Annotated in this window: 22 protein-coding genes; 11 read left to right on the top strand and 11 right to left on the bottom strand. The window is 54.3% G+C overall.

All coding sequences use genetic code 11. The annotated features are described in order from the left end of the window. The first annotated feature begins 186 nt into the window (after nt 1-186). The 4 genes from ffh (at nt 187) to ACYJL1_RS03080 (ending at nt 3,169) form a co-directional block, all read left to right on the top strand. Nucleotides 187-1,764 carry a signal recognition particle protein gene (gene ffh, locus ACYJL1_RS03095; RefSeq protein WP_460896981.1) on the top strand — a complete coding sequence of 526 codons (1,578 nt, stop codon included), beginning with the start codon at nt 187-189 and terminating at the stop codon, nt 1,762-1,764. A gap of 2 nt (nt 1,765-1,766) precedes the next feature. Continuing rightward, nucleotides 1,767-2,072, top strand: coding sequence for a chorismate mutase (locus ACYJL1_RS03090; protein WP_460896980.1), 306 nt, complete (start codon nt 1,767-1,769; stop codon nt 2,070-2,072). Nucleotides 2,073-2,118: 46 nt separating this feature from the next. Further along, the gene (gene rpsP, locus ACYJL1_RS03085) at nt 2,119-2,568 is read left to right on the top strand and encodes a 30S ribosomal protein S16 (RefSeq protein ID WP_460896979.1); all 450 of its coding nucleotides are present in this window, start codon (nt 2,119-2,121) and stop codon (nt 2,566-2,568) included. A 193-nt stretch (nt 2,569-2,761) separates the two neighbouring features. After that, nucleotides 2,762-3,169, top strand: a complete 408-nt coding sequence (locus ACYJL1_RS03080; RefSeq protein WP_460896978.1) for a DUF2000 family protein — start codon at nt 2,762-2,764, stop codon at nt 3,167-3,169. A 6-nt stretch (nt 3,170-3,175) separates the two neighbouring features. Here ACYJL1_RS03080 and ACYJL1_RS03075 read toward each other — a convergent pair whose 3' ends face one another. Beyond that, on the bottom strand, nt 3,176-3,781 hold the full coding sequence (locus tag ACYJL1_RS03075; RefSeq protein ID WP_460896977.1) for a TetR/AcrR family transcriptional regulator: 606 nt from the start codon (nt 3,779-3,781) through the stop codon (nt 3,176-3,178). Between the two features lie 99 nt (nt 3,782-3,880). On the opposite strand from ACYJL1_RS03075, the gene ACYJL1_RS03070 reads away from it, so the two are divergent. Further along, nucleotides 3,881-4,621: an SDR family oxidoreductase gene (locus ACYJL1_RS03070; RefSeq protein ID WP_460896976.1), complete on the top strand. Its 741-nt coding sequence runs from the start codon at nt 3,881-3,883 to the stop codon at nt 4,619-4,621. 69 nt (nt 4,622-4,690) lie between these two features. Here the strand turns inward: ACYJL1_RS03070 and ACYJL1_RS03065 are convergent, their stop codons facing one another. Next, nucleotides 4,691-5,203, bottom strand: a complete 513-nt coding sequence (locus tag ACYJL1_RS03065; protein WP_460896975.1) for a methylated-DNA--[protein]-cysteine S-methyltransferase — start codon at nt 5,201-5,203, stop codon at nt 4,691-4,693. 132 nt (nt 5,204-5,335) lie between these two features. Then, the gene (locus tag ACYJL1_RS03060; RefSeq protein ID WP_460896974.1) at nt 5,336-6,100 is read right to left on the bottom strand and encodes a DeoR/GlpR family DNA-binding transcription regulator; all 765 of its coding nucleotides are present in this window, start codon (nt 6,098-6,100) and stop codon (nt 5,336-5,338) included. 784 nt (nt 6,101-6,884) lie between these two features. Between ACYJL1_RS03060 and mgtE the strand changes: the two genes are divergently transcribed. The 4 genes from mgtE to ppa all read left to right on the top strand — a co-directional run bounded on the left by mgtE (nt 6,885) and on the right by ppa (nt 11,553). Further along, nucleotides 6,885-8,258 (top strand): magnesium transporter, encoded by a 1,374-nt coding sequence (mgtE, locus tag ACYJL1_RS03055; protein WP_460896973.1) that lies wholly within the window; start codon nt 6,885-6,887, stop codon nt 8,256-8,258. A 137-nt stretch (nt 8,259-8,395) separates the two neighbouring features. Then, nucleotides 8,396-10,225 (top strand): translational GTPase TypA, encoded by a 1,830-nt coding sequence (gene typA / locus ACYJL1_RS03050; protein WP_460896972.1) that lies wholly within the window; start codon nt 8,396-8,398, stop codon nt 10,223-10,225. A gap of 121 nt (nt 10,226-10,346) precedes the next feature. Further along, nucleotides 10,347-10,853: a GNAT family N-acetyltransferase gene (locus tag ACYJL1_RS03045; protein WP_460896971.1), complete on the top strand. Its 507-nt coding sequence runs from the start codon at nt 10,347-10,349 to the stop codon at nt 10,851-10,853. Nucleotides 10,854-11,010: 157 nt separating this feature from the next. Then, entirely contained in the window at nt 11,011-11,553 is a 543-nt protein-coding gene (gene ppa, locus ACYJL1_RS03040) for an inorganic diphosphatase (protein WP_460896970.1), read from the top strand. Between the two features lie 4 nt (nt 11,554-11,557). On the opposite strand, the gene ACYJL1_RS03035 is transcribed toward ppa, so the two are convergent. Together ACYJL1_RS03035 and ACYJL1_RS03030 are read right to left on the bottom strand one after the other, a co-directional pair. After that, nucleotides 11,558-11,875, bottom strand: coding sequence for a DUF167 family protein (locus ACYJL1_RS03035; RefSeq protein ID WP_460896969.1), 318 nt, complete (start codon nt 11,873-11,875; stop codon nt 11,558-11,560). Nucleotides 11,876-11,878: 3 nt separating this feature from the next. Continuing rightward, nucleotides 11,879-12,169, bottom strand: a complete 291-nt coding sequence (locus tag ACYJL1_RS03030; protein WP_460896968.1) for a YggT family protein — start codon at nt 12,167-12,169, stop codon at nt 11,879-11,881. 253 nt (nt 12,170-12,422) lie between these two features. On the opposite strand from ACYJL1_RS03030, the gene aqpZ reads away from it, so the two are divergent. After that, nucleotides 12,423-13,109 carry an aquaporin Z gene (aqpZ, locus tag ACYJL1_RS03025; RefSeq protein ID WP_460896967.1) on the top strand — a complete coding sequence of 229 codons (687 nt, stop codon included), beginning with the start codon at nt 12,423-12,425 and terminating at the stop codon, nt 13,107-13,109. 140 nt (nt 13,110-13,249) lie between these two features. Continuing rightward, a complete protein-coding gene (locus ACYJL1_RS03020) occupies nt 13,250-14,491 on the top strand; it encodes an MFS transporter (RefSeq protein ID WP_460896966.1) in 1,242 nt (413 codons plus the stop codon). A gap of 6 nt (nt 14,492-14,497) precedes the next feature. On the opposite strand, the gene ACYJL1_RS03015 is transcribed toward ACYJL1_RS03020, so the two are convergent. The 6 genes from ACYJL1_RS03015 to hemC form a co-directional block, all read right to left on the bottom strand. After that, nucleotides 14,498-15,232 (bottom strand): glutamine amidotransferase, encoded by a 735-nt coding sequence (locus ACYJL1_RS03015; protein WP_460896965.1) that lies wholly within the window; start codon nt 15,230-15,232, stop codon nt 14,498-14,500. Nucleotides 15,233-15,243: 11 nt separating this feature from the next. Then, nucleotides 15,244-15,720 (bottom strand): tellurite resistance TerB family protein, encoded by a 477-nt coding sequence (locus ACYJL1_RS03010; protein ID WP_460896964.1) that lies wholly within the window; start codon nt 15,718-15,720, stop codon nt 15,244-15,246. 108 nt (nt 15,721-15,828) lie between these two features. Beyond that, nucleotides 15,829-17,511 (bottom strand): heme biosynthesis HemY N-terminal domain-containing protein, encoded by a 1,683-nt coding sequence (locus tag ACYJL1_RS03005; protein WP_460896963.1) that lies wholly within the window; start codon nt 17,509-17,511, stop codon nt 15,829-15,831. A 7-nt stretch (nt 17,512-17,518) separates the two neighbouring features. Beyond that, nucleotides 17,519-18,784 carry a COG4223 family protein gene (locus tag ACYJL1_RS03000; protein ID WP_460896962.1) on the bottom strand — a complete coding sequence of 422 codons (1,266 nt, stop codon included), beginning with the start codon at nt 18,782-18,784 and terminating at the stop codon, nt 17,519-17,521. A gap of 107 nt (nt 18,785-18,891) precedes the next feature. After that, nucleotides 18,892-19,542: a uroporphyrinogen-III synthase gene (locus tag ACYJL1_RS02995; RefSeq protein ID WP_460896961.1), complete on the bottom strand. Its 651-nt coding sequence runs from the start codon at nt 19,540-19,542 to the stop codon at nt 18,892-18,894. A gap of 58 nt (nt 19,543-19,600) precedes the next feature. After that, complete coding sequence (hemC, locus tag ACYJL1_RS02990; RefSeq protein ID WP_460896960.1) at nt 19,601-20,530, bottom strand: hydroxymethylbilane synthase; 930 nt, start codon at nt 20,528-20,530, stop codon at nt 19,601-19,603. Nucleotides 20,531-20,595: the final 65 nt, after the last annotated feature.

The raw sequence follows: 20,595 nt of genomic DNA, 5'->3' as shown, positions 1-20,595 counted from the left end.
ATCCGCGACGAGCAATAAACTCCGAGCAGCCAACCGGGACCCCGCAAGGGTTCAAACGATCCCGGAGGTCAACACCCGACAGCGCGATGCGCCCTCGGGTGTCATTTTGCTTGTGGCTCTTTGCCTTGGCGCGGTTGGTACTTATCTTTCGGGGAACGGTCTTCGAAGGGATAAAGGAAAGTTTGAATGTTCGAGAGCTTACAGGAACGACTGGGTACTATCTTGAACGGCCTGACAGGCCGTGGCGCGCTGTCGGATGCCGATGTTTCGGCAGCTCTGCGCGAAGTACGCCGTGCATTGCTTGAAGCAGACGTTGCGCTTGATGTTGTCCGCTCGTTTACTGACAAGGTTCGTGCCAAGGCGGTCGGCGCAGATATTCTTAAAAGTATCAAGCCCGGCCAGATGGTCGTCAAGATCGTCCATGACGAGCTGGTCGACATGCTGGGGGCCGAAGGCGTCACTATCGATCTGAATGCCCCGGCTCCCGTCGTCATCATGATGGTCGGCTTGCAGGGTTCAGGTAAAACAACCACCACCGGCAAGATCGGCAAGCGTCTCACTGAGCGCTCCAAGAAGAAAGTTCTGCTTGCCTCGCTCGATACACGCCGTCCTGCCGCCCAGGAACAGCTCCGTCAGCTTGGTGTTCAGACCGGCGTTGACACTCTGCCCATCATTGCAGGCCAGACTCCGGTGGAGATCGCGGCGCGTGCCGTGCAGGCTGCCAAGCTTGGCGGCCATGATGTCGTCATTCTCGATACTGCCGGCCGCACCCATATTGACGAGCCGCTTATGCTCGAAATGGCCGACATCAAGAAGAAGGCCAATCCGCACGAAATCCTGCTGGTCGCCGATGCGCTGACAGGTCAAGACGCTGTCAATCTCGCGCGCTCCTTTGATGAGCGCGTTGGAATTACCGGACTTGTTCTTACCCGTATGGATGGTGATGGTCGCGGTGGTGCTGCCCTCTCCATGCGTGCCGTTACCGGCAAGCCGATCAAGCTGATCGCCACCGGCGAAAAGATGGATGCGCTGGAGGAGTTTTATCCCCGCCGTATCGCTGACCGCATTCTCGGCATGGGCGACATTGTTTCGCTGGTTGAAAAAGCTTCCGAAAACATCGATGCGGAAAAAGCCGCGGCGATGGCCAAGAAGATGCAGTCCGGCAAGTTCGATCTGAACGATCTGGCTGACCAGATCGGCCAGATGCAGAAGATGGGCGGCATGGGCGGCATCATGGGAATGATGCCCGGCATGGGCAAGATGAAGGATCAGATGGCCGCTGCCGGTCTTGATGATTCCATCTTCAAGCGCCAGCTCGCAATCATCTCGTCCATGACCAAGGCCGAGCGCAGCAATCCCGATATGCTCAAACATTCCCGCAAGCAGCGTATTGCCAAGGGTTCCGGCACCAATGCCGCCGACATCAACAAACTTCTGAAAATGCATCGCCAGATGGCGGACATGATGAAGTCGATGGGCAAGGGCAAAGGCGGCATGATGAAACAGATGATGGGCGGTCTCGGCGCCAAGATGGGGCTTGGCGGGCTCGGTGGTATGGGCGGCATGCCCGATCTGTCGAAAATGGACCCCAAGCAGCTTGAAGCCTTGCAGAAACAGGCTGAAGCAGCTGGCTTCGGTAAGGGCGGCGGCTTGCCGGGCGGCCTCGGCGGACTTCCGGGTGGTCTTGGCGGTCCGGGCGGAATGCCACGGCTACCAGGGCTCGGTGGCGGTGGCCTCCCCGGCTTTCCAAAGAAGAAAGGTTGATCATGAGCGCATCATCCCTGCCAGAAGAATTGCTCGATCTGCGCGCCTCCATCGACAATATTGATGCAGCGCTCATTCACATGCTCGCAGAGCGCTTCCGCTGTACCAAGGCTGTTGGCGTTCTCAAGGCGAAGAACGGTCTGGCACCTGCTGACCCCAACCGCGAAAAACAACAGGTCGAACGGCTGCGCACTCTGGCGCTGTCTGCCGACCTAGACCCCGATTTTGCCGAGAAGTTCCTGAACTTCATCGTCAAGGAAGTGATCAGGCATCACGAAACAACCGCTGCCAAAGAAAACGGCGGCTAAGCAATTCCACGGAATTGCGACAACAGAACAACCTAGGAGACTACCAATGCCATTGAAAATCCGTCTGGCCCGTGCGGGCTCAAAGAAGCGCCCTTACTACCATGTCGTCGTTGCTGACGTTCGTTCGCCACGCGACGGCCGTTTCATTGAAACAGTAGGCGCTTGGAACCCAATGCTTCCCAAGGATGGCGATCGCGTCAAGCTTGATGCAGAGCGTATCAACTACTGGATCGGTCATGGCGCACAGCCAACTGACCGCGTTCTTCGCTTCCTTGATCAGGCTGGTATCGCCAAGCGTGACACCCGCAATAACCCTGAGAAGGCACTGCCAGGCAAGAAGGCGCAGGAACGCGTTGCCATGGCCAAGCAGGCTGAAGAAGATGCGAAGGCAAAAGCTGCTGCTGAAGCAGAAGCCGCTGAAGCTGCCAAGGCCGCTGCTGCCGAAGCTGCTGCTGCACCTGCAGAAGCACCAGCTGAAGAAGAAGCTGCCAGCTAATTGGCAGTTTCAATTATTGAATGCAAACGGGTGGCCATGTGCCGCCCGTTTTGTTTTGGCTTGCTTCCAGATCCATTCAATGCCCCGCGCCTGAATGATCCCACCACTCCCGTGCTGCACAAACATACAAGACCGTCAGTTCCCCGACTGTTATCTCCGACGTTTCCGCAATCCACGAATGGAGGTTAAACTCATGACTGATACCAAGATTGTTGTCGTTCTACGCGATGACCTTGCCACCTGGCAAAAGCTCAATGTGGCGGCCTTTCTGACAAGCGGCATTACGGCCCAGTATCCGGCCATTATCGGCGAACCATATAGGGATGGCGCGGGAAATGTCTATAATGCGATGGCAATCCAGCCAATGGTGGTGCTTGCTGCAGATCAAGAGACGCTTCGGAAAATTCACAAACGATCGCTTGAGCGCAATATAACGACATCAGCCTATGTCGAAGAGATGTTTGCAACCGGTAATGACGTTGCCAATCGCGAAGTATTCGGGCGTTTCGAACCTGAGACTGCCAAGCTGGTTGGAATCGCATTACGGGCTGAAAAAAGAGCTGTCGACAAAATTACCAAGGGAGCAAAGATGCACCCATAATGGCAGTCACCCTGAAACCAGCCCGTCCCATGCCGCCATCGCCGCATGGGCCGTCTTGGTCAGTTGCTGTAATGTGGCTCCATCGCGCGCCGTGATCGACATGCCGTGCTGTACGGTGGCATAGAACTCCGCCACTTGCTGGAGATCGACCGAAGCTACAATCTCACCTTCGCGCACGCCGCGTTCCAACCTTTCGCGAAGCAACGTCACATTGTCGAGCCTGCGCTCTCGCAAGAGCGAGCAAGGCGTCCCCGAGCCCTCGTCACCATGCAGCGCACCGAGCACCACCATGCACCCATGCGGCTGGTTCGGGTCGGTATGCGATATTGCGGTTTGCATGAGAAAGTCGGCAATTCCTTCTTTTGCAGTGGCTGCATTGGGCAAGGAGTTCTTGATGCGCTGACCCACCTTGTCCGTATAGAGTTGGACAGCCTCCTTGAAGAGTTCGGCCTTGCTGCCAAATGCCGCGTAAAGGCTCGGCGCATTGATTTCCATCGCCGCCGTCAGATCAGCCATGGAGGCGCTCTCATAACCTTTTTTCCAGAAAACCTGCATGGCGCGTTCAAGCGCCGCGTCGCGGTCGAATGCGCGGGGGCGACCTTTCGCGGTCATGGCAAATTCCTTTCTTTAGTGATCGATACATAAATCACTTGACGACCTAATACAACCATGACATGAATTATGTATCGATCACTACATAAAGGATGTTTCATGTCTCGCCTCGAAAACAAAGTCGCCTTCATCACGGGCGGAAGCCGCGGAATGGGCGCAGCCATTGCGCTCAAACTGGCACAGGATGGCGCAGATATCGCCATCACCTATACCAGCGCCGCCTCCAAAGCCGATGACACGGTCAAGGCAATCGAGAAGCTTGGCCGCCGCGCCATTGCCATCAAGGCCGACAATCTTGACGCCGCAGCGGTCGAAAATGCTGTCAACGAGGCCCACGCCAAGCTTGGCCGTCTCGATATTCTTGTCAACAATGCGGGCGTCTATACGATGGATACGGTGGACGAATTGGAACTGGCTGAATTCGACCGGGTTATGTCGATCCACGTTCGCGCCAGCTTCGTCGCTTCAAAAGCCGCAGCCGCGCATATGGGCGCTGGCGGGCGCATCATCACAATCGGTAGCAATCTTGCCGAGATCGTGCCTTCAGCGGGGCTTCTCGCCTATTCCACCAGCAAGGCGGCGCTTGTCGGCCTGACCAAAGCACTCGCCCGTGACCTTGGCCCACGCGAAATCACGGTCAATATCGTCCAACCCGGCTCCACTGATACGGATATGAATCCCGCCAATGGCGATCATGCTGAAGAACAGCGCGCCCGCATGGCGATCCCAAAATTTGGCGAGGCGAAGGATATTGCCGGACTGGTAGCTTTTCTCGCAGGCGAGGAAGGCCGCTTTATCACCGGGTCAAGCTTTGTCATTGATGGCGGCGCCAATATTTGACGAGCGCTTCTGCGTGAGCGCTCTCGCACTTGCTACCGATTATCTCTCCCCTTGCGGGAGAGATTGCCTTTAAAACATGCTGCTTTGCGCTGTAATCGGATGAAACACCGGGCTCCCGGAAATGCCCGCAATGACCCGATGTTCAAGATCCAGCAAATAGCGTTTGCGATGCTTGCCGCCACCATATCCGGTCAGGGCACCATCGGCACCAATGACGCGATGACAGGGAATGAGTATCGCCAAGCGGTTCTGGCCGTTGGCCGCGCCCACTGCCCGGCTTGAATTCGGCTTGCCGAGATCGCTTGCTATGGCGCCATAGGTGCGGGTTTCGCCAAAGGGTATATCCTGCAATACAGACCATACCTGCTTTTGAAAGGGCGTTGCAGGTAAAGCCAAGGGCGTTTCAAACGTCGTCAACTTCCCTTCGAAGTAAGCATCAAGTTCCGCCTGTATCTGATTGAGTACGGCATTGCTTCCCGAGTTGATCGAATAACCATAGCGCTGCTGCAACTCTTTCAGTTCGTCGGGCAAGATGGGCCGGTCATGGAATTCCAGCAGAACCAGCGCTTCGTCGGTTGCCATGGCAACCATCGGGCCGATTTTTGTAGAAAGGGATCTGCTAAGCAATAATCTGGACACAGGCTTTTCTCCGAATCTGCACAGAGAATAGCGTCGATTCGTCAGACGCCAATCCGTTTCTTGCTCTGCGGAAACCTATTGCCGCGAGGCTATCGTCAAAACCGCCCCTGCCTCAGCCAGAGCTTGCGCTATATCGGCTGGCGGTTCCCGATCTGTCACCAACTCGTCAAACCCATCAAAACCGCAGACTGTGACCAGCCCGCGCCGCCCGAATTTTGTGGCATCGGTGATCGCCAGTTTGCGAGCACCCCTCGAAAGCACAGTGCGGGCGAACTCCGCCTCCTCCAGATCATAGTCCATAACGCCACCCGAGGCATCGATTGCGCCTATGGAGATGACGGCATGATTGACACTGAACTGGCTGACAAATTCCATTGCCGATACTCCCAAGGCCGCACCGCTATCGCTGCGCAATTCGCCACCAGCCATGAAAACCCGATTGCCATTTACGGTCGCTAGAATACGGGCAATATCAGACGAGTTGGTAATAATTGTGAGATTGCGATGCTGCAAAAGTTCACGGGCAAGAAAGCTCGTTGTTGTTCCAGTATCCAGCATGATGGATTCGCCATTCTGGATCATTCCCGCGGCATATTGTGCAATCAGCCGCTTCGCATCAGCATTCTCCCGCATACGCAATTCAAAGGGTGCTTCACCAAGATGCTGCGGCAGGCTCACCGCGCCATGAACGCGGGTAACTGCGCCCTCGTCATGTAAAGGCTTCACGTCGCGCCGGATCGTTTCCAGAGAAACACCCAGCTTCACGGCCAGGTCGGCAATCGAAATCGTTCCTTCTTCTTGCAAAAGACGTGTTATTTCACCGCGACGCTTCGAACTCATGACTGAACCTTTGACGAAAACGTAAGATTACGGGCACAAATACCACATAATTTGATGTAATCAGGCATAAAAACTGCAAAATACCACATAATTCTGTTGACAGACGCTTTGTGATGCAGGAACCTGACTACACAATAAGAAGCGTGGTCAGACAGGCTCATCGTGAGGGGAAGTATCCTCGAATAACAAGAAGCATTTATGAGGGTGCTAGGCATTAGATCTTGAATAATCGTTCTGTTCCATGGAGAGTTCACAATCTCCTGAATATGACCGGGGCTCATGATGAGTCTGCCTGACTGCGCTTCGTGCCACCGCGCAAAATAGCTCTTCCACAGCGAGGAGCGGACGCGAGGCGAAATTGAAATCGCCCCGCTTAAAGCGATATCAGCAATGAAAGCTAAGTGGTCGAGGACGATACGGGCAACACACCGCCCAAGTCTGCGCCAGAGCTTTCCGGCTGGGTCTGGCGCTGGATCATTCGGTCTAAAGTCCACAGATTTTGCGGCAGAACTGCAGATTTTTCCGACTTTTTTACAATTTTAACATGCAATTTTGGTGTAGGCGGTTGATCTCACTTGTGGGGTTGACTTTACAGCGCCGTGGAGCCAAATGACGCCATGCAGGGTCCGCATTCCGCGGCCTGCTTGTTTCAACCAGGAATCCATTTCCATGCCCAGCGACGATAGTAGTCGATTGTTTGCGCCGTCAGCGGTGATCCTGGCCTGATTTGAAATCAGCTCGCCTTGATCCCCCTTGACGGCGGATCGACGGAAAGGCGAGTTAAATGAACAACATCCTCGTACACCAGGATGCGGTAAACGCAGACCTGAACATCACGCAACGCCTCGCATCCATGCATGCCGCCGATGCGATCGAGCTTCTTAACGATCTCGAACTCACTGATATTATTGATATTTTTAATGAGATGCCGCTTGAACACGCGGTACTCATTCTTGATCAGCCCGAACTGCTTTCAGCGCCAGCCATCATCGAAAAACTGCCCGCTGCCAAGGCTCGTGACATTCTTGATGAAATGTCGATTGACCGGGTTACCGATATTTTTCAGGAGTTTGAACCTGAAACCCGCGCTCGTCTTGCCGCTGGTCTCGGCCCTGAAACCACTGCCGCACTACGCAAACTCCTGCGCTATCCGCCCCATACGGCGGGCAGCCTGATGACGACTGAATTCGTCAGCGTGCCATCCGGCTGGACCGTTGCACAAACTCTACAGTATATCCGTGAAGTCGAACGTTCCCGCGAAACGATATATGCGATCTATGTCATTGATCCTGCATCGAAAATTCTGCTTCGTACTGTGGCATTGCGGCGGCTCATCAGCAGTGAACCCGAGGCTTCCATTTTGAGCGTTGGGCGTGATGTTGCTCCGGTCGTGGTCACGCCACTGACTGATCAGGAGGACGTTGCCCGCCTCTTCCGCAAGCACGATCTATTGGCTGTGCCGGTCGTGACCGGCAACAATCAAGTCATTGGAATCGTTACCGTTGATGACGTTATTGATACCATGACGCAGGAGATGACAGAGGATACGCTGAAGTTTGGTGGCATGGAGGCCTTGAACAAACCTTATATGCAAATCGGCTTCTTCCAGATGATCCACAAGCGGGCCGGTTGGCTCGGAATTTTGCTGCTCGGCGAAATGCTGACCGCCAGCGCTATGCAGCATTTCGAAGGCGAGCTGGAGAAAGCCGTTGTTTTAACACTGTTTATCCCTTTGATTATGAGCTCCGGCGGCAATTCCGGCTCGCAGGCTACCTCCCTGCTTATTCGTGCGCTGGCCTTACAGGACCTACGCTTGAAGGACTGGTGGCGGGTCGCCCTGCGCGAAATACCAACCGGGCTGGTGCTTGGATCATTCTTGGGCCTGATCGGCGTTGCACGTATCGCCGCCTGGCAAATGCTTGGTCTTTATGATTACGGTCAGCACTGGCAATTGGTTGCCGCCACGGTCGGTGCTGCGCTGGTCGGTATCGTGACGTTCGGCTCTCTGGTCGGTTCGATGCTGCCTTTCGCCATGCAGCGGCTGGGTTTCGACCCCGCAAGCGCTTCTGCACCTTTTGTCGCAACGCTTGTCGATGTTACAGGATTGGTGATTTATTTCAGCATTGCACTGGTTATCCTGTCCGGAACCTTGCTCTGAAAAGCAGACAGAAAGTGACCCGGGCGGCATATTCCTGTGCCGCCCCCTTTCGCAATTGCGAAAAAACATGTATGGAGCGCGCAAATGTAAAAGCGCCGCATGCAATTTTGCGTCCACAATCCTCCAAAGAGAACCTCATGAAACTGCGCAACATCGCGATTATCGCACACGTTGACCATGGCAAAACCACGCTTGTTGACGAACTATTGAAACAGTCCGGCAACTTCCGCGAAAATCAGCGCGTTGCTGAAAGAATGATGGACTCCAACGACATCGAAAAGGAACGCGGGATTACCATTCTCGCTAAAGCCACTTCCGTTGTCTGGAAAGACTCCCGCATCAACATCGTCGATACACCTGGACACGCCGATTTCGGTGGTGAAGTCGAGCGTATTCTTTCGATGGTTGACGGCGCTATCGTTCTCGTCGATGCAGCTGAAGGCCCGATGCCACAAACCAAGTTTGTTGTCGGCAAGGCTCTGAAGGTTGGCCTTCGCCCGATCGTAGCAATCAACAAGATCGATCGCCCTGATGCGCGTCATGAAGAAGTCGTCAACGAAGTCTTTGATCTTTTTGCTGCTCTCGACGCGACAGATGAACAGCTTGATTTCCCGATCCTTTATGGTTCAGGCCGTAATGGCTGGATGGCAAAGAACCCGGAAGGCCCGCAGGATCAAGGCCTATCGGCTCTGTTTGACATGGTTCTTGATCATGTGCCCGAGCCAACTGTTGGCGAAGGTCCTTTCAAAATGATCGGAACGATCCTTGAAGCCGATCCGTTCCTCGGACGCATCATTACGGGCCGTATCCATTCCGGCACAGTCAAGGCCAATCAGCCGGTCAAGGTTCTGCACGGCGACGGCACACAGATCGAAACCGGCCGTATCTCAAAGATTCTGACGTTCCGTGGCCTTGAGCGCCAGGCGATTGATGAAGCTCATGCTGGTGACATCGTTGCGATTGCCGGCCTGCAGAAAGGCACTGTGGCCGACACATTCTGCGCTCTTGAAGTGACGGAACCGTTGCATGCGCAGCCGATTGATCCCCCAACGGTTACCATGTCCTTCATCGTCAATGACAGCCCGCTCGCCGGCACTGAAGGCGACAAGGTTACCAGCCGCGTCATTCGTGATCGCCTGATGAAGGAAGCTGAAGGCAATGTCGCGCTCAAAGTAGAAGAATCCGGCGAAAAGGACTCATTCTTCGTGTCCGGCCGCGGTGAATTGCAGCTTGCCGTTCTCATCGAGAATATGCGCCGCGAAGGCTTTGAGCTTGGTGTTTCCCGTCCGCGCGTTGTGATGCAGAAGGATGACGCAGGCAATCTGCTTGAGCCTATTGAAGAAGTTCTGATCGACGTTGATGAAGAATACTCCGGAACGGTTGTTCAGAAAATGTCCGAACGCAAGGCCGAAATGGTTGAGCTGCGTCCTTCCGGCGGCAACCGCGTCCGCATGGTTTTCTACGCACCGACTCGCGGCCTCATTGGTTATCAGTCAGAACTTTTGACCGATACACGTGGCACCGCAATCATGAACCGCCTGTTCCGCGCCTATGAGCCATTCCGGGGCGAAATCGCAGGGCGCAACAATGGCGTCCTGATTTCCAATGATCAGGGTGAATCCGTAGCCTTCGCCATGTGGAACCTCGAAGACCGTGGTCAGATGATCATCGAAGCAGGCGTCAAGGTTTATGCCGGTATGATCATCGGCATCCATTCGCGCGACAACGATCTTGAGGTGAACATCCTCAAAGGTAAAAAGCTGACAAACATTCGTGCTGCCGGCAAGGATGAAGCCGTGAAGCTCACGCCTCCAATCCGTATGACGCTTGAGCGTGCGCTGTCGTGGATTCAGGACGATGAACTCATGGAAGTCACGCCAAAGTCCATTCGTTTGCGCAAGCTTTATCTCGATCCGAATGAGCGCAAGCGTTTTGAAAAGAGCAACAAGGCTGCCGGCGCAGCCTGATTGCAGCAAATTGGTAGACCATTTGAAAAGCGGCGTTCATCGCCGCTTTTCTTTTTGACGCCCAAAAAATCGTCCGCAACGCCGTTGCGAAATTGCGTGTCGCGGGTCTATGCTCTTTATCATGAGCACGCATGTAACCGAGATACGAAAAGCCGGTTTGGCTGATGCAGTGGCAATTTCGGCCATTCATCTGGCTGCTTGGCGCGGCGCTTACTCCGGCATCATTCCTCATCGTGCTCTTAACACCATGCTGGAGCGCAGGGGAGCAGACTGGTGGGTACGGGCCATCAAGCGCTCCACACAAATTCTGGTAGCGGATATCGGGGGTGTCGTTGCCGGTTATGCAACGCTGGGGCCTAACCGCGCTCGCCAGTTGCTGGAAAAAGGCGAGGTTTACGAGCTCTATATTCGCCCGGAATATCAAGGCTGCGGGCTCGGTTCGCGATTGCTTGGCGCTGCCAGGCGCAGCTTGGGGGATCAGGGTCTCAAGGGCACGGTCATCTGGGTGCTTGAGGACAATGATCTGGCTGTTTCGTTCTATCACGGTGCGGGGGGGCGGGACGTAGCCGAAGGCGTCGAGTGCTTCGACGGCAAGATGCTCAAGAAGCGTGCTTTCGTCTGGAGTTGACGATCCTCATCCTAAATCCACCACACCACGATATACCCTGATTTTGCGCCTAATCGTCGCAAGAATAGGTCGGATGACGACCTAAAGGCCGACGCGTTGTTGCGCAAAGGGCCAAAAATCAGTACAGCACTCCCAAACCAACAAGGACTCTTAGAATATGCGCATCGATGCCATTCCTGTCGGCAACAATCCTCCTGAAGACGTTAACGTGATCATCGAAGTCCCCGTCGGCGGTCAACCCATCAAATATGAACTGGATAAGGATTCCGGCGCGCTCTTCGTTGATCGCTTTCTGCACACGCCAATGACTTATCCCGGCAATTATGGTTTCGTACCGCATACATTGTCAGATGATGGCGATCCTATCGATGTTCTTATCTGCAATACCCGCGCATTGATGCCGACAAGTGTGATCAATGTCCGTCCGATTGGCGTTCTGGTCATGGAAGACAATAAGGGTCAGGATGAAAAGATCATTGCTGTTCCTTCGCCTCATCTGACGTTGCGCTATGAGAAGATCCACAACTATACCGACCTGCCGGAAATCACCCTCAAGCAGATCCAGCATTTCTTTGAACACTATAAGGATTTGGAGCCCGGCAAATGGGTGAAGATTGGCGATTGGGGCGATGAAGACGCCGCGCGCCAGCTGATTAGGGAAGCCATTGAGCGCCATAACGCCAAAGTCGGCGCAGCGTAATCTCTTAATATTGTAATAATCCGGACAGCTTGGCAATCAAGCTGTCCGGATCGCTTTCAAGCCTGACCTGTTTGAGCCGCGACGTTGCCCCTGCAACAATTGTGACATTTCGCGGCGCTACATCCAGCCATTTTGCCAATAGCTTCCTAAGTGCAGCATTGGCCTTGCCATCTTCGGGAATCGCCCGCACCCTCACCTTGAGGTGCGCGCGTCCGTCATCGGTTGTTTCCACACCTTCAATCGCATCTTTTGCAGACTTTGGAGTGAGCCGCACAAAAAGCGTGAGGCTGTCAACTCCCTTGCGAAAAGGATGGTTCGCCACCGCTTACAGCAGAATGGGTGCAATCGTGGTCCATAGCAGCTGACGGACGAAGAAGATCAGCAACAGCAGAACGATGGGAGAAATGTCGATCCCGCCAAGATCGGGCAAAAACCGTCGTATAGGGCGCAGAGCTGGTTCGGTCACGCGATAGAGGAAATCACCAATTGAAGCGACGAACCTGTTGCTCGAATTGATGACATTGAAAGCGTAAAGCCATGAAAAGATCGCGCTGGCAATAAGAATCCAGGTATAGATATCTAGGGCAAGGTCAATGGTGCGGATAATGGCGAGCATCTGTTTCTCCTGAAAGTCTCAGTTTATGTAGCGATTGACTGGCCCGCGAGCAAGGGGCCAGCGATCAGGCGCATTCCTCAGCTGGCCCTCCAAAAGACGCTCATAGTATTTCCATGTCGTGTACTGTCTACAAACACTAGAGCGTGGCTGTATGGCCGGGAAACCACTAGATATTGTTGAATTTCAAAAACAGGAATAAATATAAAGCTTGTGATTCGGGCCAATTCGGCCGTTTTTCATCTAGGGGGTTACCATGCTAAATAGACTATCGGCTGAATTCTTCGGCACGTTCTGGCTTGTTCTTGGTGGTTGCGGCAGCGCAGTTCTGGCAGCTGGACTTCCCGACGTTGGTATTGGTTATCTTGGCGTTGCATTGGCCTTTGGCCTGACTGTTCTCACCATGGCTTATGCTGTCGGCGGCATATCAGGCGGCCATTTCAATCCAGCGGTATCGCTTGGACTGGCTATCGCTGGCCGCTTCGATTTCAAGCAACTTATCCCATACTGGATTGCACAGATTATCGGAGCAATCGCTGCAGCAGCCGTGCTTTATCTTGTTGCATCTGGAAAAGCCGGTTTTGCTGCCGGAGGCTTTGCATCTAATGGATATGACACGCTTTCGCCAGGCGGCTATGGGCTCACTGCAGTGCTTGTCGCCGAGGTCGTGCTTACAGCGTTCTTTCTGATCATTATCCTCGGAGCAACGTCTGCTTCCGTCCCTGCAGGCTTCGCACCGATCCCGATTGGCCTTGGCCTGACATTGATCCATCTGGTGTCGATCCCGGTAAGCAACACGTCGGTCAACCCGGCTCGCTCCACAGGCGTGGCTCTGTTTGCCGAAACCGCTGCTCTTGGCCAGCTTTGGCTCTTCTGGGTAGCTCCGCTCATTGGTGCTGCCATTGGCGCAATCATCTGGAAAGCTTTGCTCGGCAAAGATTAACCCTGCTAAGGGAGCGAGTTGGCCAAACCTGCTCGCTCCCTCTTGCTTTCAGTCTGCAACATAAAGTGCCGCTTTTCTCTCTACTTCCGCGGTAAATTGCTCTAGAAGAAATCTCCATCTTCCGGAGCTTCTTCACCGAAATGACCATTCCTGAAACGGACGCGGTTCACGATCGTTACGCCGCCTTTCGCCATTCCTCCTTCACACTTTACTGGCTTTCACGATTCTTTGGCTCCTTCGCCATTCAGATCATCAGTGTTTCGGTCGGCTGGCAGATCTATGATCTGACACGAGATCCGTTTCATCTCGGCATGGTAGGACTTGTGCAGTTTGCCCCGGCACTTCTGCTGGTTCTGGTTACCGGTGCTGCATCTGACCGTTTCGGGCGCCGTCTCATCATGGGATTATCGATTGGCGTCGAGCTGATTTGTGCAGCACTGCTGCTTTTGCTGACGGTGACACACAGCTTCAGCCCTGCGCATGTGTTCCTTGTGCTGGCTGGCTTTGGTGTAGGACGGGCGTTTCTCGGCCCCGCCTCCTCATCACTTGTCGTTAACCTTGTGCCTGCAGAGATATTCTCCAACGCCGTTTCATGGAACTCTTCGGCTTGGCAAATTGCCACATTGGTCGGGCCTGTCGCGGGAGGCTTGCTTTATGGCATATCCCCTGTGGCAGCATATGGCATCGCGTGTCTCATGCTACTCATTGCCTTCTTTGCCATATTCTCCATACCCAAGCCTACGCAGCATACGCTGAATGAGAAAAAGTCTCTCCAAACCCTGCTGGCAGGCTTTCACTACATCTGGAAGGAAAAGGTCGTCCTCGGCGCAATTTCGCTCGATCTTTTTGCGGTTTTATTGGGTGGGGCAGTAGCACTGCTTCCTGTCTATGCCCGTGACATTCTGGAGCTCGGCCCTTGGGGGCTTGGCATGCTGCGTGCAGCACCGGGTGTTGGCGCAATCCTGACCGCCGTCTGGCTGACAGGCCATCCCATCCGCGACCATGCTGGCCTGATCATGTTTGCCTTCGTAGCGATGTTCGGCCTGCTCACCATCATGTTCGGCGTCTCAAATCTTGCCTGGCTTTCCATCGTCGTTCTCGCATTGATGGGTGCGGCTGATATGGTCAGCGTTTACATCCGCGAAACGCTACTTCAGCTCTGGACACCGGACAATGTTCGGGGCCGCGTCAATGCTGTAAATATGGTGTTCGTCGGTGCCTCAAATGAACTGGGCGAATTCCGTGCAGGCGTCATGGCTTCGATGATCGGAACAGTTCCAGCCGTTGTCTTTGGTGGCATAGGGACGGTCGCTGTGGCCGGGCTATGGGCCTGGTGGTTCCCGCAGCTCCGCAAGGCACGCAACTTGCAGGGTCGAACCTGATGCGCTTCAGGCAGTAACCGCAGCGCCAAAGACAATTCCCAGAAAACGCTGGAGCCAGGCTTTGAGAATGGTATCGTGGATCATTCGGCCTTCCAGGTGATCCCGACCCTGCTGGGCGCCACAAAGCGAAAAACGCTCTGATCCACGAACCACCCAACGCTGCATCATGGCGCGCGTCAACTCCGCATGGAACTGCACGCCCCATGCATTCTTTCCATAACGGAAAGCCTGGTTGGCATAGGTATTTCCCGTAGCCAACAACGTGGCCGATTTTGGCAGGTCAAAGCCTTCCCGGTGAAAATGATAGACCATGGATGGCCAATCCATAAGCGCCCTGCCAGCCTCTGTTGGTTCCAAGGGATACCAGCCTATTTCAACCAGCCCATCGGGATGAGGGGAAACCTTTGCGCCAAGATGATTGGATAGCATTTGCGCGCCAAGGCAGATGCCAAGGAATGGCTTTTCTTCGGCCAGCGGCACCGATAGCCAATCCGTTTCCCGCTTTATAAATGCTTCAGGATCATTGGCACTCATGGGGCCGCCAAAAATGACGGCTCCGGCATGACTGTCCAGCGTATCCGGCAAGGCATCACCAAGCGGCGGACGGCGGATATCCAGTGCAAAACCGGCCTCAACGAGCAATTGTCCGACACGGCCAGTGCTTGATCGTTCCTGATGAAGAACTGCAAGAATTTTCGGACGTTGTATATGGCTTCCGTCCATCCATTCTGTCTGGAACATCCGTCTTGGTCCTATTCTTCGGGCACATCCCGTTCGGCTCGAACTGCAGCCCGCTGCTTCATGGTGACCCGATCCCGGGTGGAAACGCCGATCAGTTCAGCAACCCGCCAGACAACATTGTCCTCAAGTTCATGAGCGACTCCATCGGCAAAAACAACTTCCCACATCAGTTCAATGAATCTGATACGGGCATCCTCGTCAAGATTGCGCTTTATGATGCTGGTGAAACTGTAAAGATCAACGGCCTCCTGATCGGCCTGCTCACCCTCACTCAGAAGACGCTTCAGTGCCTCGCCCTTCAATCCGTAAGCATCGGATATGAGTTGTGAAACACGCTTGCGTTCTTCTTTGCTGCTGGAGCCGTCTGCATCCATAACGTGAAAGAGCAGAGCCGCAGCGGCAAGACGCGGGTCCGATTTTGAAAAATGCTCAGAACCGCTTTCACCTGATGGTAGCGCTTTGAAAAAAGTAACAAGGCGATCAAGCATTTATGGTCTTTCCACTTTAAGTATCACTTTTCCTTGTTAGCCTGAGTAAACCTACCTCGCCACTGTACATCTTGCCGCAAACGAGATTAAGACGGAGTTCCACCGCCATCAGAACAACTTGAACTTCTTGTTGGATTGCGATGATTTATATTCCGGCTTCACACCTGGATCGTCTGGCACCGGCCCAACAAATGGTTCGCTGACTGGCTCTTTCGACTTCTCCGGAAGCCGCGGTAGCACCGACGCAGTCCGCCGAGGCAGTTCCGCATCTTCCTGGGGGGCCTCCACCATAGGCTTTGCAGGTTTCTGCACTGGTGGTTCAAACGGTACAATTTCCGCATCCACCACCTCCGGGTCCACGGCAATTATCTCCGGCTGCGATTTTTCCTCCTCCTCGCGCGTCGGTAAGATCGGCTTTGCCTCCATTGCGGGCTGCCTTGGTTTTGATGGCTCCGTTGCCAGTGCACTATCAAAATCTTCGCCCGCATCAATGACAGGGCCGATTTGTTCAACCGGGACCTTCCACATAAATGCATCAAGCTTGCCGGTTACGGGTGAAGCGGGAGCCCAACGATCCGAGACATAGCCATCGGCAGTCCAGGCGGGATCGCGTGGCGCTTTAACCGCTCGCGACAGCCATTGACGGACACGACCTTGATCGCCAGTCTGCGCTTCTTCGATGTCTGCCAGCAGCAAATAAGCGCTCTCGCGGGGCGTACTGCGCAGAACTGCTTCTGCCGCTTCACGCGCTTCCTTGAGTTCACCAGCACCAAGAGCCGCGTGAGCAATTGCCAGATTGGATTCCGCATGATGCGGATAGAGCCCAGCCAGATGGCGTGCACGCTTTAAGCGGTCGATGGGCGAATCGCCAACCCGGGCATGGACATATGTTTCCGCGACATCAGGATGCGGTTCCCGTTTCCAGGTATATTCAAGAATTTTCGACCCCTTACGCAGATCGTTCTGCGCAAACAGCGCCCTTGCGGCAACAATGGCCGCTGGAACAAGGTCGGGAGCCAGCTTGTTGGCTTCAATTGCCAACGGCTTTGCATTCACCGGATCGCTCTCATATGTCTCAATGGCCTTTGCAGTCAGGATGACAGCCCGCTCACGTTTGGCCTTTTCCTTGTCGATCTGCTTGGTTGCCTTCTGCTTGTCGAGGAGCAACAGAGCGCCATCCCAATCGCCATGGGTGGTTTTCTGTCCAAGCGCTGCGGACGCCGCCCACTCAACATTAGGAGCCAGCAGAGCGGCTTCTTCGGCATAATGGCGCGACGCATCGCGCGCGCCCAATCTTTGCGCTTCCAGATAAAGGCCACGCAGACCGAGCAACCTGGTCTCCGGATCATCAAGCATAGCTTCGAACTTTTTTCGGGCATCGTCAGTACGGCCTTCAAGCATTGCAGCTTGGGCATCAAGCAGTTTGATCAGCGGCTCCTGATCGACATTAAGAAGCTTTTCCGCTTGCTTGATCATCAATCGCGCTGTTTGGCCATCACCGGCACCGGCAGCAATCAGGCCCGTGGAAAGTGATTGATATCCCCGGTCACGCTTGCGTGCACGAAAATGCCGCCGTAAGGCGTAAGGCGAGGTGACAATGCTTTTGATAAGCCACCATGTCAGCATGACCGCAGCAACAATGGCGACAATACTTGTTGCCGCAACCATAAGGCTGACCTTGTATTGCATGCCGGCAAAAGTCACAACGAGATCGCCGGGCCGGTCTGCAAGCCAGGCAAATCCGACACCGAGCAACAGGACGACAATGAAGAAGAACAGAATACGCATCATGATCTTCTTACTCCTGACCCGTCGATGTCTTGATGCCGCTCAAAGCATCGGATAAGGCTTTTGACACGACCGCACTCGCATTCTGCCGCGCCTTCATGGCATTGCCAAAATCTGCGGAAGCCGTTTTAGCCATATCTGGAAGTTTTTCCCATTCTGCAATTGCAGCGTTCAGGTCACCAGCATGCAAGTGAGCCTCGATACGCGCCGTGATCGCATCAGCGCCCTCCCCCTCAACCATACCAACGGGCCGCGCCTCGACCAGACCAGATGCGCTCGACCATAGTCGATCCAGAATTCCGGCATTGGGATCAACGGTGCGTGTGCTTGCTATGATTTTGGCGGCAACATCTCCAAACTCACTTGCCAGCGTGGTGACCGTCGGTATGCCTTTGGTTTCGGCTGGTCGCAATGATTCAACATCGCCGGCCACTGGAGCAACGGCAAGGTAGGTGTCAAGTTCGGCCTTGTAAGGTTCTCCGCGATCAACAGCAGCCTTTAAGCCAGTGGCAGCCATTGCAAGCGCCATATTGGCTTGGCCGGATGTATCATTGACCTTCGCTTCGAGCGCATCCAGCCTCGTAGTTGCACCCGCAGCAGCACCATCAGCTTGCGCGACTTGTTGCTTGTTGGCACTGATTTGTTGTTCCAGCGAGGCTATGCGCGCATCAATAGCGCTGGTATCCACCGCCGTGCTGGTTGCGGGTGCGCTGTTTTGAATATCCGCAACGCTCTGTTTTACCGAACCCAACTCTGCCCTAAGTGCAGCGATCTGTTCCGATGCCTGTTTTGCACCATCAAGCGCTGCTTGACTGGCTTCATCGAGCGGCTTTGCAGGTGCATCGCGCAATTGGGCAATCTGCTGTTCCAACCCGGACAGATCCGCCTTCGGCGATGGAAGCATGCCTGCCCATTGGAGGGCTGCTGCGCCAGCAAGAACAACCACACCGCCAACAAGCCCCGAAACGAGTCGCCCCAATGAGTCGTTCGATTCTTGGATAGGGCTCGCAGCGCTGACGCTGGCAGCCGGCTTTTTCTCTGGCGTTGGGTCAGCGCGACCAAAGTTGCGAGATGAAGACGTATCCGCATCAGACCGTTGTTCCATGGTTTCACTTGTCGCGGCTGCTGTCTTGGCCGCAGGGTCGAAACCCACCGGTTCCGGCTCTGGCACATTATTGGGTGATACTGCAGACTTTGTTATGGAAGAGGGTTCCAGTTCAATCGTCATCGATTTACGGGTCGTTTTGGAATGACGTGGAACGGTAGATTTGGCCATGGAAACTCTCTTCTGGAACAGATGTGCTTCGATTGAACTCTAAAGCTAGCAAGGAAGTTCCTCATATGAAACCACCGTGATGCAAGCTTGCTCATTAGCAGATGGTGTCAAGCATGCAGCAATTCGAGTAATGCGACTTCATCTTGAACACTGGCAGCGCGCATGTGACGAAAACCCTGGCTTGAAATGATAGGTACAATATTGTCAGAAAGGCATAAAAATTCTGTATTTTCAAATAGATGATAAGCATTGGCTTGCTCAATTATGGCCAGAAGTGTTGCAGCGCCTCTTTTCGAATACACCAGACAAACATTGACTGGCGAAGAGTTAAAAAACTGGACTAAATAATCAGTCTCATAGCGCTTTAAAATCGTGTCATAGATCAAAACTGGTGTGACTCCTCGACCTGACTGCCCGACGATTTCTTCAAACTCGGGTGATCTGACCCGCCCTGCAAGATAAAGAACCCGCGCATTCATAGCCGTTGAATTATTGATCTTCTCAGCCAGCGAAGACCCATTGCCGTTTCCCGTCAGAACCTGCTTGAAGCCTTTAGCCTGCGCTATATCGGCAGTTGCACCACCAACCGCAAAGCAGGGTAGGTCATGGAATGTTGCAAGAAAGTCTTCCGGCGCATGGCGCAATGCATTCGCGCTGGTAATTGCAACGGCATCATAATGCCCATGCACATCTTGCACTTGCAGAGGCTCAACTTCACTAAGTGGCAACACCAATGGCTGAAAGCCGAGCTCAGCCAACCGTCCGGCTGTTCTGGTTGCTCCGGGTTCGGGCCGCGTAACCAAAACAGATCTCATATCAGAGCCAGTCCGTAAAGAAATGAGCGCCAGCCATCTCCCGGACCCGCAGCGCCGCATCCCGTCCGATTTGGGCAGCATCCGCAATGGAACCCTCGCCTGTAACTTCATGAACCTCGCTCCCATCAGGCAGCAGGATCATCCCATGGAAATGCAGTGCCTTGCCTGAGATTGTCGCCAGCCCGGCAAGCGGAGTGCGGCACGAACCATCCAACGCACCAAGGAACGCCCGCTCACATGCCAGCGCAGTCGACGTTGGCAAATGATTGATCGGAACAAGAAGATTGTCGATCCGGTCATCGCCAATGCGGCTTTCGACCGTGATAGCGCCTTGTCCGGGCGCTGGAGGGAATGTCTTGGCATCCATAAGCTCGGTTACGACATGGCCGAGATCAAGCCGTTTCAGCCCAGCAAAAGCGAGGAACGTCGCATCAACCTCTCCATCGGCGAGCTTGCGCAACCGCGTCTGCACATTGCCGCGGAAGTTGATAACTTCAAGATCGGGGCGAATGCGTTTGATCAATGCCTGACGCCGAAGCGATGCAGAACCGACAACAGCGCCCAATGGCAGTTCGGTCAAAGTTTTAGCGCTACGCCCAATGAAAGCATCGCGTGGGTCTTCCCGCTCAAGAAACACCGATAGGTGCAAGCCGTCCGGCAGAAATGTCGGCATATCCTTGGATGAATGGACAGCCAGATCAATGCGGCCATCGGCAAGCTGTTCTTCGATCTCCAATGTAAAAAGACCTTTGCCACCAACTTCCGACAAGGGTTTGTCCTGAATCCGGTCGCCACTCGTCGAAATGACAACGATCTCGATGTCTGCTTCGTCCAGACCATGAGCCCTGACCAGCCGGTCGCGCGTCTCCCGGGCTTGCGCGAGCGCGAGCGCGCTCCCACGTGTACCGATCTTGAGCGTTTTTGTTTGCATTGGCCGCAGTCCGTGTTACGCGAGTTCCATATTCATGGCCTCTACTAACGGGCTTTTATTCGACC

This window comes from Phyllobacterium sp. K27 (assembly GCF_054796155.1).
This window is presented reverse-complemented; position numbering and strand designations above follow the sequence as displayed.